This is a genomic window from Jiulongibacter sp. NS-SX5 (assembly GCF_052828545.1).
The window spans coordinates 26,242-48,299 of sequence record NZ_CM128248.1; the positions used below are offsets into that span (position 1 = coordinate 26,242).

General features: G+C 39.5%; 20 protein-coding genes. 4 read left to right on the forward strand and 16 right to left on the reverse strand.

What is annotated here, in order from left to right; translation table 11 throughout:
• Positions 1-3: 3 nt before the first annotated feature.
• A complete protein-coding gene (locus tag ACUXV0_RS00015) occupies positions 4-711 on the reverse strand; it encodes an NUDIX hydrolase (RefSeq protein ID WP_446190998.1) in 708 nt (235 codons plus the stop codon).
• 100 nt (positions 712-811) lie between these two features.
• On the opposite strand from ACUXV0_RS00015, the gene ACUXV0_RS00020 reads away from it, so the two are divergent.
• Positions 812-1,786, forward strand: a complete 975-nt coding sequence (locus ACUXV0_RS00020; protein WP_446190999.1) for an ABC transporter ATP-binding protein — start codon at positions 812-814, stop codon at positions 1,784-1,786.
• On the opposite strand, the gene hpt is transcribed toward ACUXV0_RS00020, so the two are convergent.
• On the reverse strand, positions 1,768-2,313 hold the full coding sequence (gene hpt, locus ACUXV0_RS00025; protein ID WP_446191000.1) for a hypoxanthine phosphoribosyltransferase: 546 nt from the start codon (positions 2,311-2,313) through the stop codon (positions 1,768-1,770). The genes ACUXV0_RS00020 and hpt overlap by 19 nt on opposite strands.
• A 61-nt stretch (positions 2,314-2,374) precedes the next feature.
• Here hpt and ACUXV0_RS00030 point away from each other — a divergent pair, with 61 nt between their 5' ends.
• Positions 2,375-3,583, forward strand: coding sequence for a tetratricopeptide repeat protein (locus ACUXV0_RS00030; protein ID WP_446191001.1), 1,209 nt, complete (start codon positions 2,375-2,377; stop codon positions 3,581-3,583).
• On the opposite strand, the gene ACUXV0_RS00035 is transcribed toward ACUXV0_RS00030, so the two are convergent.
• The 8 genes from ACUXV0_RS00035 to ACUXV0_RS00070 all read right to left on the reverse strand — a co-directional run bounded on the left by ACUXV0_RS00035 (position 3,580) and on the right by ACUXV0_RS00070 (position 12,643).
• Positions 3,580-4,050 (reverse strand): Lrp/AsnC family transcriptional regulator, encoded by a 471-nt coding sequence (locus ACUXV0_RS00035; protein ID WP_446191002.1) that lies wholly within the window; start codon positions 4,048-4,050, stop codon positions 3,580-3,582. The two genes, ACUXV0_RS00030 and ACUXV0_RS00035, sit on opposite strands and share 4 nt — an antisense overlap.
• Before the next feature lie 132 nt (positions 4,051-4,182).
• Positions 4,183-4,515, reverse strand: a complete 333-nt coding sequence (locus ACUXV0_RS00040; protein WP_446191003.1) for an MGMT family protein — start codon at positions 4,513-4,515, stop codon at positions 4,183-4,185.
• On the reverse strand, positions 4,496-5,059 hold the full coding sequence (locus tag ACUXV0_RS00045) for a DUF3109 family protein (protein ID WP_446191004.1): 564 nt from the start codon (positions 5,057-5,059) through the stop codon (positions 4,496-4,498). Before ACUXV0_RS00045 ends, ACUXV0_RS00040 begins: the two co-directional genes overlap by 20 nt.
• Positions 5,060-5,121: 62 nt before the next feature.
• Positions 5,122-7,194 (reverse strand): LysM peptidoglycan-binding domain-containing protein, encoded by a 2,073-nt coding sequence (locus tag ACUXV0_RS00050; RefSeq protein WP_446191005.1) that lies wholly within the window; start codon positions 7,192-7,194, stop codon positions 5,122-5,124.
• Positions 7,195-7,198: 4 nt separating this feature from the next.
• Entirely contained in the window at positions 7,199-7,837 is a 639-nt protein-coding gene (locus tag ACUXV0_RS00055) for an O-methyltransferase (protein ID WP_446191006.1), read from the reverse strand.
• Positions 7,838-7,966: 129 nt separating this feature from the next.
• On the reverse strand, positions 7,967-10,855 hold the full coding sequence (infB, locus tag ACUXV0_RS00060) for a translation initiation factor IF-2 (RefSeq protein ID WP_446191007.1): 2,889 nt from the start codon (positions 10,853-10,855) through the stop codon (positions 7,967-7,969).
• A 58-nt stretch (positions 10,856-10,913) separates the two neighbouring features.
• On the reverse strand, positions 10,914-12,158 hold the full coding sequence (gene nusA, locus ACUXV0_RS00065; RefSeq protein ID WP_446191008.1) for a transcription termination factor NusA: 1,245 nt from the start codon (positions 12,156-12,158) through the stop codon (positions 10,914-10,916).
• A 23-nt stretch (positions 12,159-12,181) separates the two neighbouring features.
• On the reverse strand, positions 12,182-12,643 hold the full coding sequence (locus ACUXV0_RS00070; protein ID WP_446191009.1) for a ribosome maturation factor RimP: 462 nt from the start codon (positions 12,641-12,643) through the stop codon (positions 12,182-12,184).
• 197 nt (positions 12,644-12,840) lie between these two features.
• Between ACUXV0_RS00070 and ACUXV0_RS00075 the strand changes: the two genes are divergently transcribed.
• Positions 12,841-13,935 (forward strand): endonuclease/exonuclease/phosphatase family protein, encoded by a 1,095-nt coding sequence (locus tag ACUXV0_RS00075; RefSeq protein WP_446191010.1) that lies wholly within the window; start codon positions 12,841-12,843, stop codon positions 13,933-13,935.
• Here the strand turns inward: ACUXV0_RS00075 and nadE are convergent.
• Positions 13,932-15,968, reverse strand: a complete 2,037-nt coding sequence (gene nadE / locus ACUXV0_RS00080) for an NAD(+) synthase (protein ID WP_446191011.1) — start codon at positions 15,966-15,968, stop codon at positions 13,932-13,934. The genes ACUXV0_RS00075 and nadE overlap by 4 nt on opposite strands.
• Before the next feature lie 234 nt (positions 15,969-16,202).
• On the opposite strand from nadE, the gene ACUXV0_RS00085 reads away from it, so the two are divergent.
• Positions 16,203-16,394 carry a hypothetical protein gene (locus ACUXV0_RS00085; RefSeq protein WP_446191012.1) on the forward strand — a complete coding sequence of 64 codons (192 nt, stop codon included), beginning with the start codon at positions 16,203-16,205 and terminating at the stop codon, positions 16,392-16,394.
• On the opposite strand, the gene ACUXV0_RS00090 is transcribed toward ACUXV0_RS00085, so the two are convergent.
• From ACUXV0_RS00090 to ACUXV0_RS00110, 5 genes are all read right to left on the reverse strand, one after another.
• Positions 16,391-16,861: a RidA family protein gene (locus ACUXV0_RS00090; RefSeq protein ID WP_446191013.1), complete on the reverse strand. Its 471-nt coding sequence runs from the start codon at positions 16,859-16,861 to the stop codon at positions 16,391-16,393. The genes ACUXV0_RS00085 and ACUXV0_RS00090 overlap by 4 nt on opposite strands.
• Positions 16,862-16,926: 65 nt before the next feature.
• Positions 16,927-17,703 carry a carboxylesterase family protein gene (locus ACUXV0_RS00095; protein ID WP_446191014.1) on the reverse strand — a complete coding sequence of 259 codons (777 nt, stop codon included), beginning with the start codon at positions 17,701-17,703 and terminating at the stop codon, positions 16,927-16,929.
• Between the two features lie 163 nt (positions 17,704-17,866).
• Positions 17,867-18,184, reverse strand: a complete 318-nt coding sequence (locus ACUXV0_RS00100) for a LytTR family transcriptional regulator DNA-binding domain-containing protein (RefSeq protein WP_446191015.1) — start codon at positions 18,182-18,184, stop codon at positions 17,867-17,869.
• Between the two features lie 14 nt (positions 18,185-18,198).
• Entirely contained in the window at positions 18,199-20,568 is a 2,370-nt protein-coding gene (locus ACUXV0_RS00105; protein WP_446191016.1) for a DUF4114 domain-containing protein, read from the reverse strand.
• A 414-nt stretch (positions 20,569-20,982) separates the two neighbouring features.
• Positions 20,983-21,975, reverse strand: a complete 993-nt coding sequence (locus ACUXV0_RS00110; protein WP_446191017.1) for a sugar phosphate isomerase/epimerase family protein — start codon at positions 21,973-21,975, stop codon at positions 20,983-20,985.
• Positions 21,976-22,058: the final 83 nt, after the last annotated feature.

Consider the following 22,058-nt stretch of genomic DNA (forward strand, 5'->3'; position numbering starts at 1 on the left):
CGATTAAACTAATCGATCAATGCTAGGAACAAAATAAAGATTTGAACTCGCGGCTTTCCCGGAAGCCTGCGGGTTCAATTCATAAAGAAAAGCTCCTTTCTTTGAGAATCCCTTCTGTTTCTCGTTCAGTTTTGTCAACAGTCCACTTGAAAGGATTCTGCGACTAAAATTCCTCTTGTCAAATTCCGTATTGAAAATAGCTTCATACAGTTTTTGAAGCTGTGGAATAGTGAATTTCTCAGGTAGCAATTCAAAACCAACTGGATGGAAGGCCGCCTTATTGCGAAGCCTTAAAATGGCATTATCTACCATTTCTTTATGGTCAAAGAGAAGCTCAGGAAGCTGGTCAAGATCAAACCATTCTGCGTGATAGTTGCCTAATTCAAAACTATCATAGTCCTCTACATTGATGAGTGCAAAATAGGTTACCGCTACTGTACGTTCAATTGGGTCCCGGTCTGGTTTGCCAAAAACAGTTAATTGCTCAAGATATACATCGGTTAATCCGGTAAGAGCTTGGAGGATTCTGGATGCCGCCTCATCAAGGCTTTCATCAGGCTGTAGCCACCCACCCATAAGTGACCAAACGTTTTTAGATTCTTCGATTCCTCTTTTGACAAGTAGTAGTTTGAGTTTGGTTCCGTCAAAGCCAAAGATGATGGAATCTAGAGCTACCAGACATTTGGTCTGTTTACCGTATTGGTCTAACATTTTACGATATAGGGTTTCTAAGGGTAAGAATTGACCTTAAACTTAAGACTTCGCGTTTATAAATGCGTATTATTGGGTCAATTATTTAAATAAATAGCGATTGTCAAGAATTCTGGAGGTTGAAAATCTTAGCTTCAGCATTGAGCAGAAGAAGATTGTAAAGGATATTTCTTTGAGTTTGTCGTCAGAGAGAATATTGGCCGTTTTAGGTCAAAGTGGTTCGGGTAAGTCTACATTATTGAAGTTGATTGCCGGTTTTTTAGACCCTGATAAAGGGAAGCTATTAATAGAAGGCGAGCCAATAGACCCTCCGTCAGAAAAACTGATCCCTGGCCATCCTTTGATCAAAATGGTGCGTCAGGATAATCCTCTGTTCCCCAATCATAGTTTACGCGAGAATATTGATTACGAGCTAAGATCATATAATCATGAGTATAGAGAAGAACGGGTACAAAAGCTTTTAAAACTCACTAGGTTAGAAAAGGTGGCTGATCAATTACCGCGACAATCTTCTGAGGGAGAACAGCAACGTACGGCTATTGCAAGAGCCATTGCAGACGAACCTTCTCTTTTATTGCTTGATGAGCCCTTTAGTAACCTTGATTATCAAAACAAGAAGCGATTAAAGTCTGAAGTCAGAGAGATTGTCAATGAAGAACAAATGGCCTGTATTTTTGTAACACATGACGTTTCTGACGTATTTGGATTAGCAGATGAGATGTTGATCATTAAAGATGGGAGAATTGCTCAGCATGGAGAGCCCATGGAGATTTATAAACAGCCAAAATCAACCTACGAAGCAGGGCTTACGGGTGAATATAATTTGCTGAGTCAAAAAGAAGCAGAAGGGCTACACTTGTCAGTGAGCAAGAAGGTAATTGTTCGTCCTGAGGAGATTGAGATTATATCTAGCGAAAATGGAGACTTTGAAGTCGTTAACGTTAAAGAAATGGGTTTTTATCAAGACTTGGAGTTGAAAAAAGGAAAACAGACATTAAAGGTTTTTTCTCAAAAAAGGTACTCCAGAGGTGATATGGTAAAGGTTAAAATTAAAAGCTATTCCTCCTTGGCCTGATCAGCCAGAATCATAATTTCATCAATATTTCTGCCATAGCCATCGTAGTCTAGACCAAAACCAATCACGAATTTGTTTTTGATCTCAAAACCAACATAATTCAAAGGGATATCTACTTTGGTGGCTTCTTTTTTATGAAGCAAAGTCAAAATACTAAGGGAGGCAGGTTTTTGATTTTCAAACTCCGGCATAACCTTCGCCATGGTTTGACCTGTATCCACAATATCCTCAACTATCACCACATGTCTACCTTCAATATTCTCACTAAGACCAATAAGCTCCGCCACATGACCCGATGATGACATTTCTTCGTACGATTTGACTTTGATAAAGCTCACTTCGCATTGTAATTCCAGATTTTTAAATAATTCTGAAAGGAACATGAAGGAACCATTGAGAATACCTACAAAAATGGGGTTTTGCCCACGGTAGTCGTTATTCAATTGTTCGGCAAGTACTTTGATTCGAGACTCCAAAACTTCTTTTGGTATCAGGGACACAAATTTCTTATTCCGAATCGTTTTCATAAGAAGGACCTTAAGTCTAAATGAGATGAAAGGTCGTAAATTTGACACTTTAAGATTCTATATGCCAAGAATATTCATTTTCTTTTTCCTGTTGGTGCTTCAGCAAACTACTGCCTTTGGCCAGTTTTCTTCCTGGTTTGGAGGCGACGATGAAGAAGAAATACAAGAATTATTGATGGATAGGAAAATTCAGATTGAAACTACCACTGCCATCAATAATATGTACAATTTTAAATTCTACGAGGCAGACAGAGAATTTAAATGGCTACTGGTAAAGTATCCTAAACACCCAATCGGTCATTTTTTATTGGGGCTGAGCGACTGGTGGAAAATAGTGCCCGATACGGGAGATGAGTCGTTTGATAGCCGAATTCATGGCCATATGGATAAGACCATTGATCGGGCCGAGGATATGCTTGATCAAAACGCAAACAGTAAGGAAGCGGCTTTCTTTATTGCTGCGGCCTATGCTTTTAAGGGAAGATTATACGCGGAACGCGAAAATTGGGTAAAGTCTGCATGGGCTGGTAAACAAGCATTGAAATACCTTGAAAAGAGTAGGGGAGATGAAAATATTAATCCGGAGCTACTCTTCGGAGATGGTTTGTATAATTTTTATTCGAAATGGATTCATGAAAACTATAAATCACTCAAGCCCCTGTTAACATTCTTTAGAAAAGGGGATAAGCAATTGGGTATAGCCCAACTGGAAAACGTAAGTCAAAATGCCTTCTATACCCGAATGGAAGCCAGGTATTTTCTGGTGCAGATATATGCCATGGAAAATAAGAATCAGAAGGCTTTACGTTTAGCTTCGATGATGCATGCAGTTTATCCTGACAACTCCTTCTTTCATCGTTATGCTGCCAGAAGCAGCTTTGCCTTAGGAAGAATGAATGAATCAGAACGCTATGCTAAAGAGTTATTGGATAATATAGAGGCAGGTAAAGAAGGCTATGGGGCCAATGAGGGGAGATACGGAGCCTATATGATGGGCTATATCTATAAAAATTATAAAAGGAATCCTGAAACGGCCAGGTTCTACTATTTGAAATGTCTTGATTTTGCTAAGCAAAACAACACGGAGAAGGCAGGCTATTCTGTTAGCAGTCTCTTGGCATTAGGGGATATAGAGATGAGCCTGAAAAACTATACCGTGGCACAAAAATACTATCAATCAATACTGGATTTGAAAGATAGAAAGTCTAGCACTTATAAGGCGGCAAAAGAAAAAGAGAAGGAGATCAGAAAACTCCTTCGTAAGTCCTAAGGTACCGGAAGTACTTTGCTGTTTTTGATCGTTTGAAGAATCACCATTGTTTGTGTGCTTGACACTACCTCAATTTCATTGATGGTATCCATGATGAGTTGCTGATAATGGCTGATATCTTTGGCGATTACCTTTAGTAAGAAATCACAAGAACCAGTTACGTGGTGACATTCAATAATCTCGTCAACACTATTGATTTTATTGGTAAACGATTCAATGATACTTTTTTGGTGACCCTTAAGTGTAACCTGTACATAGGTTAGCACGCCAAGACCTACCTTTTCACGGTTAATTTGTGCATGATAACTTTGGATAATACCGGCTTGCTCTAGTTTCTTCACACGCTCTAGTGTAGGGGCAGGAGAGAGTCCCACATCCTTTGAAAGTTGAGCATTTGTGATTTTTCCGTTTGCCTGAAGTATGTCTAAAAGTTTGTGATCAATTGCATCCAGTTTTCCCTGTGCCATAGTTTGTTTTGAGTCAGAATATTATTTGGAACAAACTTACAATAGAAAACGATAATTTTATAATTAACTGTAAAAAAATCTAATATTCTAGCTTAAGAGTACAATTTAAAACATCTGAAAATGAATATTTTGTTAGAGAAGTTCATCAATTGGTCTCCAGAAATACTGCTGAAAATTGACGATTTGATCTTCTTTAATGACCAGACCTTCTGCTTCAAGACGTTCTTGCATAATGGTCGGTGTGGCGAAGGCGTTTTTGCCGGTCAGTACTCCATTTCTATTGACTACTCGGTGTGCAGGTACGTCAATTCTATTATGTAAGGCATTCATTGCCCAACCCACCAAACGTGCCCCACCTTTCGTCCCAAGGTATTCGGCAATAGCACCATAAGAGGTGACTCTACCAGTCGGAATTAGTTTAACAACCTCATATACGTCATCAAACCTATTCTCCTTCGATTTCATCTTCTAATTGTTTATACCAATCTTCACCATAAGCCCTGATTAAAGGATCTTTCAGGAATTTATATACGGGTACTTTTAGTTCTTCTCCAAGTGTACAAGCATCTGAGCAGATACTCCACTGGTCATAGTTTAAAGCGTGGTAATGTTCGTATTTCGTAATTCTAATAGGGTAGAGGTGGCAGGAGATAGGCTTTTTAAAGTCTATAACCCCGTCATTATATGCGTCTTCGATTCCACATTTTAAAGTGCCTGTTTTGTCGTATACAGCATAGGCACATTCTCTGCCATCTATAGTTGGTGTACTGTATTCATCATCTTCGTCCATGACATACTCTCCCTGCTCTTCTATGGCGGCGATGCCTCTGGGGTCAAGGTACTTTTTTATGAGAGGATAGGCTTCTTTAAGAATCGGTAACTCCACATCTTCCAAGGGAGCTCCCAGATCGCCTTCCACACAGCAGGCACCCTTGCATTTTGAAAGGTTACAAACGAACTCTTTTTCCTTTATATCATCACTGATGACGGTATCTTCAATTAAGATCATATACAAAAATAAAAGGTCGGATTTAATAAAATCCGACCTTCACTAAAGATTCTTTTATACTGTTATCGTACACGTAAAACTTGTCCCACCGATATGGTATTACCAGAAAGGTTATTTATCCTCTTTAAATCTGCTACGGATAGGTCATTTCTTTTGGCAATGCTAAAGAGAGTGTCACCTTTTTTTACGGTATAACTAAATGCACTATTGCTTTTTTGACTGCTTCCTGCCGCTTTATTGACAATCAGTTTTTGACCCACAGAGATATTTGTACCACTAATTCCATTTAGGGATTGTAATTGTGAAACAGAAAGACCGTACATTTTTGAAATAGAGAATAGTGTTTGGCCTCTACTCACGGTATGATATTCCGGGTTGGCATAACTTTCGTTGGTTTCAACATTTCTAACGGGAGCAGATTGTTCGGAGGCTATCTCTGGATTTATGATTAACTCCTGGCCATACTGTAAGATGGAGTTACTGCTCATTCCGTTTATTCTTCTCAATTCTGCCACGGTTGTGTTATATCTTTTGGCAATAGAGAAAAGTGTTTCTCCTTGTCCTACAGTATGTCTGGCCACCGAAGTAGATGGCTTGTTTACCACCTCTTCTTTTACAGGTTTCTTCTCTATTACCGGTTTAGTTTCAGGAACTCTCTTGACTACCACAGGTGATTTCTCTTCTTCAGGTTCCTCTTGTTTGATAACCACAGGCTTTTTCTCTTCAAGCTCCTTTTTAGGCATAACTACTGGCTTATCAAGTGGAACTTCAGTAGTCTCTTTTGGTGTATAGGTCGGTTGAACAGGAAGTTGAGGTTTGTTTTCTTCCTGAGGTAACGCTTGTTTGATTATTTCAACAGGCTTATTTTTTGGTCTTTTTCTTTGAAGCCAAACGACTCTACCTGGTTGCAATTGTTCTACTACTTTTAGGCGATTGTATTTTAAAAGCTTTTTAAGACGAATACCATACATTTGAGATACATCCCAAAAATTTTGCTTCAGACCAGCAGTATGAAACTCAACAGGTCCTTTTTTATCTTTCTTTTCTAGATAATAGACTCTACCCGTTTTAATCATATCACGGTCAGTCAGATCATTAAGAGTCAGAAACTCACCCAGAGATACATTTCCTTTTTTTGCCAATTGTGCCGCTTCATCACCTGGTTGTGCCAGAATACCTTTCTTACCATTTATTTCGTAGAAAATAGGCTCTTCATCTGAGGTAGTACTTATGGTAAGTCTTTTCAAAATTGGGAAGCCCTTGTCTGTGAGGCTTAAAGATCTTCTTTGGTTGACTTTATCCAGTACTTCGTCAAGACGTTCTCTGTTCACAGGTACCACAACATTATAATCTTTTGCCGCAGGTATTGCCGGAGCGTATAGCCAAGCATTATACTCTCTTAATTCGCTTAGGTCTACCGTTAGCTCGACAGCTATTTCGGCTAAGGATTTAGCACGGGTAGGGTAGATGATAAAAGCTCTTGGAGAGTCTTTTAGTCTGTTTAAGCGATGCTCAAACGCTATTCTGTGGGCTAAGGCTTTTATAAGGTATTCTGGGGTGTTTTTATCAAATTTCACCTCGCTCGCGTATGACCAGTAATCAGGAATTTCTTTGCTTGCTCCTGTAGGCCCTTGGTTATAGGCATAAATACATGATAACCAGTTTTTGAAGATGATATTATTTTTTTTGAAGTAACGTGCCGCTGCTTTAGTACTTTCAAAAATGTATTTTCTCTCATCAACCTCTCTATTCATTACCAAGCCTAACTCAGCAGCGGTTGGTTCTTTGAACTGCCAAAAGCCAACAGCCCCTGAGCTGGATAGGGCATCAGGGATTAAATTACTTTCCTGTACGGCCAGATATTTTAGATCGTCAGGAACACCTTCTTCCTCTAGAATTTGCTCAATAATGGGAAAATACCACTGCATTCGCTGAAGTTTGGCGTCCAGGTAGGCATTTTCCGGTGTAAGTAGATTGAGTATTAGATTATCTACTTTGTTTTTGGTGTCATTGTCAAGATTGACGATGACATTGGCAAATTCTACTTTACCGGGAGTCTCAGGTAAACTCATGCTTTGAGCAAATACCAATTGAGAACAAAAGATGATCGTGAGGAAAGCCAAGATACGTTTCATAAGTTTATTTTTTTCTGGAGATGAATAAACCATCTCTAAAAGGAAGAAGCACTTTTTCTGTTTTGTTGTCGTCTTTAAGTTTTTGATTGAACTCTCTCAGGTATTTAGTCTTATTGTCATTTTTTGACTCGTCAAATACTTTACCATCCCAGAGTACATTATCAGATAGAATTACTCCACCTGGTCTTATTTTATCGATTACCAGATCATAGTACAGACCATAGTTTAGTTTGTCTGCATCTATAAATACCAGGTCTATAGGTTCGGTGATGTTGGGAATAACGTTGGCTGCTTTGTCAATGACCAACTCAATTTTATGATCTACGCCTGCAGTTTGAAAATTTCTGTTAGCAATGCTTTCAAATTCTTCATTATAGTCAATGGTTAATAACTTACCATTTTCTTGAAGTCCTTCTGAAAGACAGATAGCTGAATAGCCTGTAAATGTCCCGATCTCCAGGATGAATTTTGGCTGAACAAGTTTAGAAATTAACGATAATAGCCTTCCCTGAAAATGTCCTGATAACATTCTGGGCTGTAGTACATTAACATGTGTATCGCGGTTTATTTTCTGTAAAGCTTCTGGTTCAGAATCACTTACAGAAAGGCAGTAAGCCTCCGCTTCAGGAAATATTATTGGCATAGCACGTTTATGTAGAGCAAATTAACTGCTTAATCTTTTCTTTTGCAAATATTTAATAATATTGTACTTTCAGAAAAAAATGAAAATAAAGGTAATTTAAAAAGGCTCACATCTGGAGCCTCCTTAAATTTATTTCAATGATCTTTTGATCTCTCTGATTTCGTATGATTCAATGATATCACCAATTTGAAGGTCATTGAACTTCTCCACATTGATACCACATTCATAACCGGCTCTAACTTCGCTTACATCGTCTTTGAAACGTTTCAGCTGGGCTATTTTACCATCATGTAGTACAATACCATCTCTAATGACTCTTACGCTATTTGCACGCTTCACATAACCATCTGTTACGTAACTACCTGCAATGGTACCAATCTTAGAAATTTTGAAGATTTCACGTACTTCAATATTACCTGTTACTACTTCTTCCTCAGTAGGAGCAAGTAAACCTTCCATGGCATCTTTGATCTCATTAATAGCATCGTAGATAACAGAATAAAGTCTTATTTCAATTTCTTCTGTATCAGCAATTCTACGTGCATTGGCAGATGGTCTTACCTGGAAACCAATGATAATGGCATCAGCCGCTGAAGCTAAAAGAACATCTGATTCAGAAATTTGACCAACCCCTTTGTGAATTATTTTCACCTGTACCTCATCTGTAGAGAGTTTCAGCAATGAATCAGATAGGGCTTCTACTGATCCATCCACATCACCTTTAACGATGACACTCAGTTCTTTAAATGAGCCAATGGCCTTACGTCTACCAATCTCATCAAGAGTTATATGACGCTTAGCTCTAATACTCTGCTCACGAATGATCTGCTCACGTTTGTTAGCAATTTCTCTGGCCTCGCGGTCAGAATCCATAACATTAAACTTATCACCTGCTTGTGGAGCACCCGGCAAACCAAGGATCTGAACTGGTGTTGAAGGACCGGCAACTTTAATTCTTTCACCTAGATCATTAATCATGGCTCTTACTCTACCGAAGTATTGACCAGCCAAAATTATGTCACCTACGTTTAGTGTACCTGCCTGAACAAGAATGGTAGAAACATATCCTCTTCCTTTATCAAGTGAGGCTTCTACAACAGCACCGTTTGCTTTTCTGTCAGCATTGGCTTTCAGTTCAAGAAGTTCAGCTTCCAGGAGTACTTTGTCCAGTAGTTCGTCAATACCGATACCGGTCTTGGCAGAAACTTCCTGCTCCTGATATTTACCACCCCAAGATTCTACCAGAATGTTTTCTTTTGAAAGGTCTTCTCTGATTTTATCCGGGTTAGCTCCAGGTTTATCAATTTTGTTCAATGCAAAGACGATAGGCACACCAGCATTTTGGGCATGGTTTATAGCTTCACGTGTTTGAGGCATCACAGAGTCATCTGCAGAAATTACAATAATTACCACATCGGTAATCTTAGCACCTCTGGCACGCATGGCTGTAAAGGCCTCGTGACCCGGTGTATCAAGGAATGTTACAGATTTTCCTTTGTTTTCACCTTCTTGAACTTCTACACTGTAGGCACCGATGTGCTGGGTAATTCCACCTGCCTCACCACTGGCTACTTTCGTAGTTCTGATATAGTCAAGTAATGAAGTTTTACCGTGATCTACGTGACCCATTATGGTAACGATAGGAGCACGAGGCTTCATGTCCTCCTCATCATCAATGATCTCTAAGTTATCAGCCTGAATTTCTTCTTCAGCAGAGATGAATTCAACTTCGTAGTTGTATTCCATCGCAATCAGCTGAATGGACTCTGCATCTAGTCTCTGGTTAATAGAGACAAACATGCCAAGCTGCATACAAGTAGAGATGACGTCATTGACAGAAACATTCATCATAGAGGCAAGCTCAGAAGCTGAAATAAACTCAGTCACCTTTAGAATGGTGCTTTGTGCTTTTTCCATTGCTTCGTCCATCTCAGCCTGTTCGGCACGAGATTTACGTTTCTCTCTTCTGTTTTTGGCACCGAAGTCAGGCCCTTTGGCCTTCATCTTAGCCATTGTAGCTTTGATGCTATCCTTAATATCTTCTTGAGTAAGCTCTTCTTTCTTACCTTTCTTGTTGGTGTTTCCTGCTTTGTTTCGGCCTTTATTATTGCCGCCACGGTTATTTCCACCTCCCTCGCTTTCCTTCTTCTTGAAGTACTGCTGGTCAGTAATATCGGTAAGGTTACCCAAGCGACTTACACGCTTACGTTTTCTCTTTTTCTTGTCTTCTTTAGACTCAGGTTTCTTCTCTTTCGGAAGTTCAATTTTCCCAAGAACTTTTAAGCCGGCAAGTTTATCACCCTTGGCTTTAATTACCTGGCTTTCCTGAGGCTTTTCTTCTTTCGCCTCCTCCTTCTTTTCTTCGGCAGCTTCTGGCTTTTTCGGCTCTTCTTTCGGTATCTCTGCTTTTGGAGCTTCTACCTCAGGCTTCTTCTCTTCTTTTGGCTCTTCCGGTTTTACCTCCAGTGTAGCTTCTGCTTCTGCCTTCGGTTCTTCTTTAACCTCTTCAACAGGTTCTGGAGTTTTTTCAACCACAGGTTCCGGAGCTGGTTCTTCCTTGACTTCTTCTACCACCGGTTCTGGTGTAGCTTCAACCACAGGCTCCTCTACTTCTGGCTCTGGAGTTACCTCTGGCTCAGGTTTAACTTCTGCTGGTGTTCCCGGCTTTTTGTCTAGATCTATTTTGCCGACAACTTTAGGACCCGTCAAATTATGATCAATCTGTACCTTTTCAGGTGTTTCAGGTTCCTTGGCAGCTGGTTCTTCTCTAAAGTATAAGATATCTCCATCGGAACTCTCCGGCTTAGATTTCTCTGGGGCGGCCGGTGAGCTTGCACCCAATAGAACGTTGGTATCAAACTCTTTCTCAAGAATTTCAAGCAAGTCTGATCCGATTTTGGCGTTAGGTTTTCGGTCTACTTCATGACCTTTGTTCACAAGAGTATCTACAACCTGAGTCCAGCTCACGTTGAGTTTTCTTGCTACAAGGTTCAATCGCATCTCAGTTTTATCTGCCATATATCTGGGTTATCCGATTCTTTTTATTGGATTAAAATCTATTCTAAATTAACTCTTTCTATTCAAACTCCTTGGCAAGGATCTCCAATACATCCGTTACCGTTTCTTCTTCAAGTTCTGTTCTTCTAACTAACTCTTCTTTAGTTAAAGCCAGAACTGATTTGGCCGTATCCAGACCTATTTTGTGTAGTTCGTGAAGAATCCAGTCTTCAATTTCATCCTGGAATTCAACTAAGTCTACATCTTCCTCGATGAAGTCTTGCTCAATATCACGGAATACATCCAGCTCCATACCAATAAGTCTACTCGCTAGTTTGATATTCAAACCACCACGACCAATGGCTAAAGATACTTGATCAGGCTTCAGGAATACTGAGGCTCTCTCACCGTTTTCATCAATTTGTACAGAACTGATCTTAGCAGGACTCAATGCTCTCGAAATTAATAGAGGCATATTGTCTGTCCACTGGATGACGTCGATATTCTCGTTTTCAAGTTCACGTACAATACTGTGAATTCTACTTCCTTTCATACCCACACACGCACCTACCGGATCAATTCTATCATCAAACGATTCTACTGCTACTTTAGCTCTATCACCAGGTTCACGAACGATTTTCTTCACAGAAATCAAACCATCCAAAATTTCAGGGATTTCAAGTTCAAAAAGTCGTTCCAGGAAAACAGGAGATGTTCTTGATAATAACACACGCGGGTTCCCATTGTTCAATTCAGCTTTATGAACCACACATCTGATGGTGTTCCCTTTTCTGAATCTGTCTTTTGGGATCTGCTCAAACTTCGGAAGAGAAAGTTCGTTTCCGTCCTGATCTAAACAGATAACTTCACGGCCCAAAATCTGGTAAACTTCAACAGTTAGTAATTCACCTACCTGATCTTTGTACAAATCGTAAAGCATCTCTTTTTCAAGATCCTTAACTTTCTGAATCAAAGTCTGACGAGCGGTTTGAACTACTCTTCTACCAAAGTCTTCTAATTTAATTTCCTCAGCTACTTCTTCACCAATCTCAAAATCGGGTTCGATCTTTTTGGCTTCGGCCAAAGGAATTTTATCAAAGTCCCAGATATCTTCTGAGTTATCATCTACAATCTCACGAGTACGCCACATTTCTAAGTCACCGTTCTCAGCGTTTAGAATGATGTCAAAGTTACTATCATCATCAAACTTCTTACGGATCATTGTTCTCAGTACCTCTTCCAGGATCGCAATCATGGTTGGTCTGTCAATGTTCTTTTCGCGGGCAAACTCCGCAAATGAAGCAACTAAATCTCCACTGTGCATACGTTTAAACTATTTCGTTCTTGTTACTTGAAAGAAACCTGAATTTTGGCCTCTTTTATTTCTTCATACCCTAGCACCACTGGCTCTGGCATTACTTTCTCTTTTTTCTTCTTATCTGGCTGGACCGTGAACTCAGCTTCACTGGCCTGAGTTAACTCTCCTTTAACCTCTTCTCCATTTGCCTTTACCACTTTTATGCTACGCCCAATATTTTTAACATATTGTCTGCTCAGCTTTAGCGGATGATCAATCCCAGGTGATGAGACTTCAAGAGTGTAGGCATTATCAATTTTCTCATCCAGAATACTGCCCAATTTACGACTGATATCTGAACATTCATCAATGCTAATCCCCTCGTCGGTATCAACTAAGACGGTCACTTTTTGTTTGATTTTAGAGCTACTTACTTTTAAATCAACCAAATAGAATTTGCTGTCTTGAATAATTTCGGCTAAAACTCCTTGTACGTCTTCTGCTGATATCATTACCTCTGATCTACAAATGAATATGTCATGCATTAAAAAAGGAGGATTGACGCCCTCCTTAACACTCCAATTCTTCTGCAAAATTAGTTTAATATTTGGTTTTGCCCAAGTTTTGTTCTCAAATTTCAAGTATTCATAGACTTGATTATTGAGTACAATTTTTTAATTCTATCTTTCGGCGGGCATTCCTATCAAAAGTGCGATTTTTAAAAGACCTGATAAATAAGTTCTTCTTTCTCCTGAATTTTCTGGCGGCTCTATATGCACTGCTGGTTTTTCAGATCAGTTACGGAGCGGATATCAAACACTGGATAGGTGGTTTTTTGATGCTTTCTATCCCTCTGGCCTTCGCTGCTAATCTGTTTTTTCTATTCGTATATGCTTTCTCAAGGTCATGGCGATTCCTGGTTTCTTTGATTGTCTTGATTATTGGCTATCCGCTTATTGAAAGAACTTTTAAACTGACCTTGAAATCTGATGTAGATCAGGCAGGTCAAAGTCTTTCTGTAATGAGCTATAATGCGATGTACCTAAACCATTTTGACCAGAGTGTAGAAGGTAGGATTCAGACTGCCGCTATTAGTAATGATTTGGATACAATCACAGCAGATATTAAATGTTTTCAGGAGTTGTTCAATAGGGAAGATAAACCGCTATTGAATTCGTTTGAATTACTTCAAAAACGAAATCCTCACTACACTTTTATGCATTCAGAGATTGATCCTAAGAGTAGTAGAGGTTCAGTTGGATTAGCTACTTTTTCGAAGTATCCTATTGTTGCAAAGCAGGAAACGTCATGGAAAACCAATAATAATGGTCTTTTGATAACCGATATAAAGGTAGAAGGAGATACAATACGGGTTTTCAATGTACAATTAAAGTCTATGGGGATACGCGTTCAAAAGGCTATCACTAGGGATGAAGATCAAAGAAAAAAGGAGGCCAGGAATATCCTAAGTCAACTTAAAAGTGGTTTTGAAGATCGTGCTGTACAGGTGGCAGAGCTCGAAGAAATGATAAAAGCCTCTCCTTATCCGGTGATAGTGGCTGGTGACTTTAATGAATTGCCTTACGGATATGCTTATGGTAGAGTAAGAAAACATTTAGACAACTCATTTGAAGAGGCAGGCTTTGGCTTTGGTTTTACCTATCATAAACTACCAAGCTTCTTAAGAATTGACAATATCTTTTTTGACTCAGATAAATTTGAGGCTTTGAACTTCAACACCTTCAAAGAACTATCCGGCTCAGATCATTATCCTATTAAGACCGATTTAAGAGTTCGGAACTAACTTCCTTGCTGAAAGCCAATTTTAGATTGATTTCCCGTCGATTTTCCTGAAAGGTATTCGTCTAGTTCTTTCAATTCTTTTTTGAACGAACCGCTTAAGATAGGGAACCTACACCAGCTTCTTGGGTCCAGGTTTCTGTTGTCTAAATGGAATGATGGAGCGTAGCGTTCTCTTTTCCATTGGTTTCTGCTCCATAATTGATAGAACCTTTTTACCCAGCCTGCCAGTTGTTCTCTAGAGTATTGATCTGAGAATGCGAATTCAATGTATCTGAAAGCATCTTTTGGTGGCATCTTATCTTTCACTGCCAGTTTCTCGATAGCGTCCAGGATCTCATAAGGCATGAGGTCTTTTTCATCTGTCTGATCATACTCTGCAGGGCGTAATTCTGCGGTAGGGTTAAGTGCGTTAACATATTTCAAGCCCTCTATTTTTATATGGCGGCCTTTAACTTCGCAGCCGGTATTTTCCAACCAAATTAACCAATGTCTGAGCCAATGCTTATCAATACCCGCAATTGGACTTATGCTGCCGGCGGTATCTCCATCCATGGTGGCATAACCAACAGCCACTTCAGATCTGTTAGAAGTAGCAAGCAAAAGATGACCTGTCAAATTATTAAGAAGCCATACGCCGGGAGCACGCACACGTGCCTGAATATTCTGAAGAGGGATGTCATCAGTTTCCCAGCTTAGTTTTCTGCCAATTTGTTCCTCAATCATGCTGGTGTATTGCTCTACCAGCCCATTGATTTTGACATCATAAAACTGAGCACCTATTGATTCTGCCAGAGCCTTGGCTGAGTTTCTTGTTTCGTCTGAGCTATTTTCTGAGCCTTGATATATGGTGTGGATAATTTCATTGGCAACAGCTTCTTCAGATTCTGCCTTTTGGATTTTCCCGATATGACCCAGTTTCTTTTTCATGGCTTTAAAGCCTATACTTTCATCTGCGAGTCTAATCATTAAGCCACAAAGAGCCGTGCAAGCACTAGAATCAGCTCCGCCAGAAAGGGAGATGGTGAATCCTTGAGATCTGGATTTTCTTAGGTAATCAAAAAGAGCAAGCGATACCGCCCTAGCAAATTCTTCTTCTTTCAGGAAACCACCTTTTTCGAATGGCTCCAAGTCTGCCTGATGCACATTGAGGTCTGTATCTTCAGGAAAACGGAAGGTCGATTTGATAATATTTTGCGGCGGAAGTGCTTTTGACTTCACTTTTACGGCATCTACCAAGGCAATGTCTGTGTCAATGGTAGCTGTGGTCAAAGTGTGGTTGGCGTAACTAAATCTGGGGCTTGATTCCAATAATACTCCATTGCTGGCGATTTGTGCATCGCCATCAAAAATCAACCTGCCAGATTCATTACCCAATAAATTGGCGTATACATAGGTGCAAGCATGACTTCTTGAGGATTCAATGATGAGCTGCTCTCGTGTTTGAAATTTGAAAAACTCAAATGGTGATGCACTCGGGTTGAGTATGATATCTGCTCCTTTTGCAAAATGTTTATCCGCCGGACGGTTAGGAACCCAAGCGTCTTCACAGATTTCTATTCCAATTTTTAGACTATTTGTCCAAAATATCAAATCTCCGACGGGGTAAGTGATGTTTTTGAGGGTAACCTCAGATTTTAATCCGGCCGGCCACCTTTGGAACCATCTGTCCTCATAAAAAAGACCATAATTTGGAAGGTGTTGTTTACAGCTGAATCCAAGGATAGTTTTGTTGGCAATAAGGCAAGCGGTATTATATAATTTGTTATCAATTTCTAGCGGGAGACCAACACAAACCATCATGTCTGCTGTATGTTCTACCAGCTCAAAGAGAGACTCTAAACACTGTTTACGTAGGTCTGGGGCATAAAATGCGTCTTCGCAGCCATACCCGCAAATTGCTAATTCAGGTAAACATAATAAGCTCACATTTTGCTCTCGGGCATCTTCAATTACATCAATTAAATTCTGTAGATTTTGGTGCCAATCCATTGGGGTTTGATTCACAACCCCAGAGCCAACTTTGATTAAATTCATTGGACAAATCCTGCGTTTTCAGATGGTAAATTTAGTGTTTTTTTGATGGTCAATTCTTTAATTGGTACCTACAATATGGCTATTGGTATAAATATTGTTTAATTTGCGTTGTTACTCAGAAAATAAAAAATAAAAAATCATTTCGTCTCTGAGAAAATAACTTTTGACTTTAAGAGTGACCCAAAAAGTCTCTTAAAGTCAAAAATCAGAGAATTAAAAAAAAAACTAAACCCCATGGATCTCGATTACAGACCAGTTTTTAAGTTTCAAGGTAAAACCAAAGTAGAAAAGAAAAAGATCTATTCAAGCGTAAATTCAACGATGCCTGGCTGTCATTTTCAGCAGACATTGAGCGAAGACCATACGGTTTGGATGACTTTTAAGCCAAAGACTACAGTCACAGCACCAACATTTATTGAGATTTAATAGAGTTCAAACTGAGCTTCTATTTCAACGGTAATGTTTTCAGGTAATGATCCGAAGCCTACGGCTGATCTGGAGCCCACGCCGTTTTCATTTCCCCAAACTTCTTCAAATAACTCGCTACAGCCATTGATAATGGCCGGGTGATTTCTAAAATCAGGGACTGCATTCACCATTCCCAATACCTTTATAACTCGTTTTACCTTTGAAAGGCCTCCTAAATGATTCCTTAAGGTAGACAAAATGGTTAAGCCAGTTTGTAAGGCGGCATCATAGCCATATTCTTCGTTTACTTCAGACCCAATTCTACCAAACATGAGTTCTTCTTCACTTTCTGGCGGATTAACAGGGCCGTGACCACTAACAAAGGCCATATTCCCTGTGATAATCATTGGTTTATAAACCCCTTTTGGGCTAGGTGGATTAGGGATTCTATCTGCGTATTTTTCGAATACTTTGTCGAGAAGCATAAATAAATATTTAATTGATGATTTATGACGATTAAGATTGGCAGGATGTTTCACCTGCCAGATAGTTACCTGGTGAATTGAAACATCCAATAAGGATATTGTTCTTCAAGAAAGACCTTATCCCAGCTGTTATGATTTACTCCTGGGTATTCTGTGTAAGTCACATTGGCATTAAGCTCTTGTAGCTTGGCGTAGGCCTCTCTTGAATGTTTTACAGGAATTACCACATCTTCGTCACCATGGAAAATCCAAAATGGAACTTTGGCTTGTTTCTTTCCATACATGCTTAAATCGGCCCCTCCACACATAGGGATAGCCGCAGCAAAAAGTTTTGGGTACCTGTAAACCGCTTCAAAAGTTCCCATACCTCCCATGGACATACCAGTGATGTACACTCTCTTTTTGTCTGCTTTCTTCTCTTTGATATAACTCTTTAAAAGATCAATTGCAGCATGCAAAGAGGGAGTTTCATCATAGGAGTAATTGAAATCTAAAACCAAAGGGTATTTATCTCTGGTAAACTTTACGGAGGCCCAGTAGTCGTCTTTTGGGCATTGCGGGGCTATTACAATAGTCGGTTGTTTTTTCTGTAATTCCAACCACACCTGAGAGCCATATTTTAGTTGGGCAGTGTTATCATCACCACGTTCACCTCCACCATGAAGGAATAATACGATGGGATATTTATTTGCCGGATTGTAATCCTCCGGTAGAAGTACCTGATAATTGATAGTTACACCATTATTATCTGTGTATTGAGCCGGTTTGAATTGTCCAAAACTCAGATAAGAAACAATGGTAAAGAATAGTACAAAGAGTGATTTGCGGTGCAAAAGGGTCATAGTTATATAGGTTAAGAATTATTGGTTCGCTAATATATGACCTGCTATTCTAAAATCTGTATGTGTACAAAAAGAAAAGCCGCATCAAGTGATGCGGCTTTTACTGTTCAACCATTTACTTACTGACCATTTCGATTAAATTTCTTTCTGATGTAATAAAGTATTACACCGCAAAGTTTAGATGCTCTGCCTTTGGTAAAATCTGTTGAAGTCTTCTTCTTGAGATTTTAGTTTTTGTGCCATCGGAGAGTCTTATGGCTACTTTGCTATCTTTTTTAATGAGTTTATCTATATAAAGAGGATTGAGTAGGTAGGCTCTGTTTACTCTTAAAAAACCACTTAATTCTTCTTTCTGTTGATGATGTTTTAGTGTGAAGCCCGAAATGTCTTTCTTGCCATCGCTGAATTGGAAGATTGTATAATTAGAATCTGCCTTCAGGTACATGATTTCGCTAGGTTCTACTTGTCTTAGTTTATGCATGATAGTGGATGATTTTAGTTGATACAATTGTTTATTTCGGCTTTCAATACAGCTCCCTCTTCGGTACTGAAACCTGGCAAGAACTCTATGTCATTGCCTGCTGTCATAGAAACTCTTGAGTCTTGGTGGTTTTTATTGACCACGTCCAGATAGGCAGATGCCTGATAGATTTCATCTGTATTTGCCGCACTTTTGACAGTTTCTGAGTCATCGCAGCTACCGGTTTGACTGAAGGCTATTTGATTCAGGTCAAATTCGAAATCGATGAAATTGACATTATCACTTATGACTGAGTAGGTAATGGCATTGATATCAGAAAGGTCTATCGGGTTTCCCTTATTATCCTTAAAATCTGCGAGGCTGATTTGATGTCTGGCGGTAGTCTCTGTTAAGGTCACAAATACTCTTGCCTGCTCAGACCAGTTTGCCACTGACGCCTTACTTAAAACTATTTCAAGTGTAGAAATTCCGGTACCTGTAAACTGTAAATAACTGTAGGCTGATAAATCTACCGGACTTAAACCCAGCCTAAGCGGTCTGTGTGCAGAATAATAATTTTTAACTTCTCCACTGGCCGTGATTCCTCTTTCTACATAATATTTATCGGGACTGGTCTCGTTAAGATCACTCTGGTAATGAATTTCAAGGGCAGTATTTGCTACGTTTTCTTCTTCGTAGTTCGCTACCCAAGCACCATCAGCCAAGTAGACCGCGTCCTGATCTGAAAGACTATCTTCTTCTATGAATAATCCGGCATCAAATACTCCTGACTTGTCAATGGTGAAAGATTGAAAAAGTGACCCGTCCAGAGTTAATGTGGTTTCGAAAGGTAATTGAGGACCTCCTTCAAATTCTCGGTATGAGCCCCAAAGCCTAACATCTTTGGAAGCTCTGTTGACATTTTGTATATCTACTTGTATGCTACCTTGAATATATTCACCTGCTCTCATTAGGATGTTAGGAGAAGAGGTGAAGCCCGTTTCTTCATTCAATGTAAATAACTCCAGTAAGTTATCTATGCTTGCTTCAGCTAAGTAAAAAGCAAATGAAGGTTCTGTAGCCCATACCTGGACATTATAATAGTCATGACCTTCCGGGTAATCTTCAGGTCTCCAATGTGACTCAAATTGATAAGTGGTATCGTTCATTTTGCGAAATGCAAAATTGAGGGCATACTCAAGTTCACCGTTTGGTTTTTCTACTGAAAACAAAGTACAAGGGTATTGACCTTCAATATTGATCAGTTTGGAGTCTACCAAAGTAGATCCACGTACACGGTCACAAATGGCTTTATTATGTTGATAAGCTCCGCCTTCTGTTTTGGCGATCAAGCAAGCGGCTTTTCGGTTAGACTCATCAAAATAGTCGACGCTGAAAACATCTATTGCGTTTGTAATATCAACCAGATCTTCGGGAGTAGTGACAAAAGATTCTGTGCTGTCAGGGCCCAACTCTGGTGGGATAAATGAAAGTTCTGATTCAGTAGAACTTGAAGTGAATGACTGCATTGTCATTGGGTTGTCAAAGTTCTTCTTTTTATTCAATAGCTCCCTTCTGACGTTTCTTTGAGCAATTTTTTCGGCTAGTGAACCGTCACTTTCAAGTCCGCCATCATTTCCAGAGCTTACCGATGTTCTCACTTTAGTGGTGATATTGATATTACTCACGTCTACAGATTCCTGAACAGAGGTGGTAACGTAAAAAATGGCATCGTTAAAGTCATGATCACAGCCGGCATTATCTCTTCTGATATCCTCAAAACCCAGTATAATACGATCTGTTTCTTCATCAAAAAGAAGTACATTATGAAAGCGTTGATATTCGAAAGGCTCCGGGTTATAGTCTACATCAGAAAATAATCTCCATAAACCCCAGCCAACTGACTGCGACCCGCCATTCCAGGCATTGGCTATTAATACCCAACCAATAGAGGTGCCTGGTGTGAAAGTACCAAGATTGACTTTATCGCCCGCTACCAGTCCTCCACCGCTGTAAAGTGCAGAAACATTCGGGAAAATGATGTTGATATTTGAGATATCAATGCTTGAAGGTGGATTTCCGGTAGGGTAGGTGTAATACCCTAGTGTATTCTTGTAACCGGCCCCTTCGGTAATAAAAGTTACAGATACGTCTGTGGTTTCAGTAATTTCTACATTGGTAGATACACTTGTAGTAATGTACTGGGGATTATAGAATGGAACCGGGTATCTTTCAGGAAGTGAGGCATTCACCATTGTTAAGAAATCGGAACTGATGACATCCCTTCCTTCAAGGTAATCAGGAACACCTTGCGTATCATAGGTGCCCATGTATGTGTAGTTCTGAGCATTTAAATCAAATGCTAAAATGCTCAGTACAGAAATCAATATTAAAAGGGGTTTCATAATATGATTGGATTCGTTCGTAACCAATCATACTTATGCAAGCTGATTGCCAAAAGTCTTTAAAATGGAAGATAAAATTATAAAATCCTCATAATCAGTACTTAAAGAAAAATATGCAGTCAAATTTGAGTAAATAATTGATTCCAATATGTGGAATATTTGATAAAACGTTGGAAGGATACCACCGCTTGATAGTTAATTATTTTTCAGTGGTATTTGAGCACGAATTGTGATACCTATATGGGCTTCCTCTAAATTGATCAAACTTTACTTATTGGTGATGAAAGTTTGTTATTAGATGATGAAATGTTTTTCTTCCTATCTCAGGATCTATTTTAATACCGAGAACAACTAAAAAAAGAGACCTGTTCTTTTATGAACAGGTCTCAAATATAAGTCTAATAGTATTTCGGCTTATAGTTCAGCAATAACCTTTTCTATCAGTGCTTTGGTAGCTTTTATTCCTTCCTCTTCAGAAAGTTCTGTGCCTTCATATTCTACTCCGATGGTTCCTTTGAAACCGGCGTCTTTCACGATTTTCATAATACGCAAGTAGTCCTTGTCAGCTTCATTGCCTTCGGCATCAAAAGAATGGGTTTTTGCAGAAACACCTTTGGCATATGGCATTAATTCTTCTATGCCTTTGTACATATCATACTCATTAGCACAGCCATCTGCTGTTCTTTCAATACAGAAGTTACCAAAGTCAGGAAGTGTACCCACATTTTCTTTTCCTACAGCTTCCATCACACCCGCAAGCCATTCGCCGTTTGAACTATAGCCACCATGATTTTCTACTACGATGTTAATACCTTTTTCTGAGGCGTAATCTGCAAGCTTAGAAAGCCCGTCTGCTGCATGAGCTGCCACTTCTTCGGCGGTTCCGGCACCCGCAGCGTTAACTCTAATGGTATGTGCACCTAAAAAGGCGGCAATGTCAACCCATGGATAATGATTCTCTACGGTTTTCATTCTGGCTACTGAGTCAGCGTCGCCAAGGTTACCTAAAGCATCACACATGATCAAGCCTACATCTACACCAGCTTCTTCACAGCTAGCTTTAAAGTCTGCCCAGTATTCCATATCATTTGCCTTACTGAAATAGAAAGTATTTACAAGTTCTATGGTATTAAAGCCGTAACCTTTAGCAATAGAAGGGAAATCATCAGGATGTATCTCGCCTTGCAGTAAAGAGTCTGGAGCTTCCATGAGCAGACGGCCAAATTCTCCCCAGTTGCCACTCTTTAAAACTTCGCCGAAAAAGCTATTGTGAAGAGACCATTGAGCCAGAGATAAATTGTAGTCAGACTCTTCTGCAGTTTCGGTTGTTTCTGAATTGCTACAGGCTGTAAAAATGAGGGCAAAAGCGAAAAGGAGGCCTAAAAGACCTAAGGGTTGTTTTTTCATAGGATATTTAAAAATTAGATTGAATCCTGTAAAACTACCAAAAAGTTGATTTATGCAATCCGTGTATTCGAATTATAGCAGGA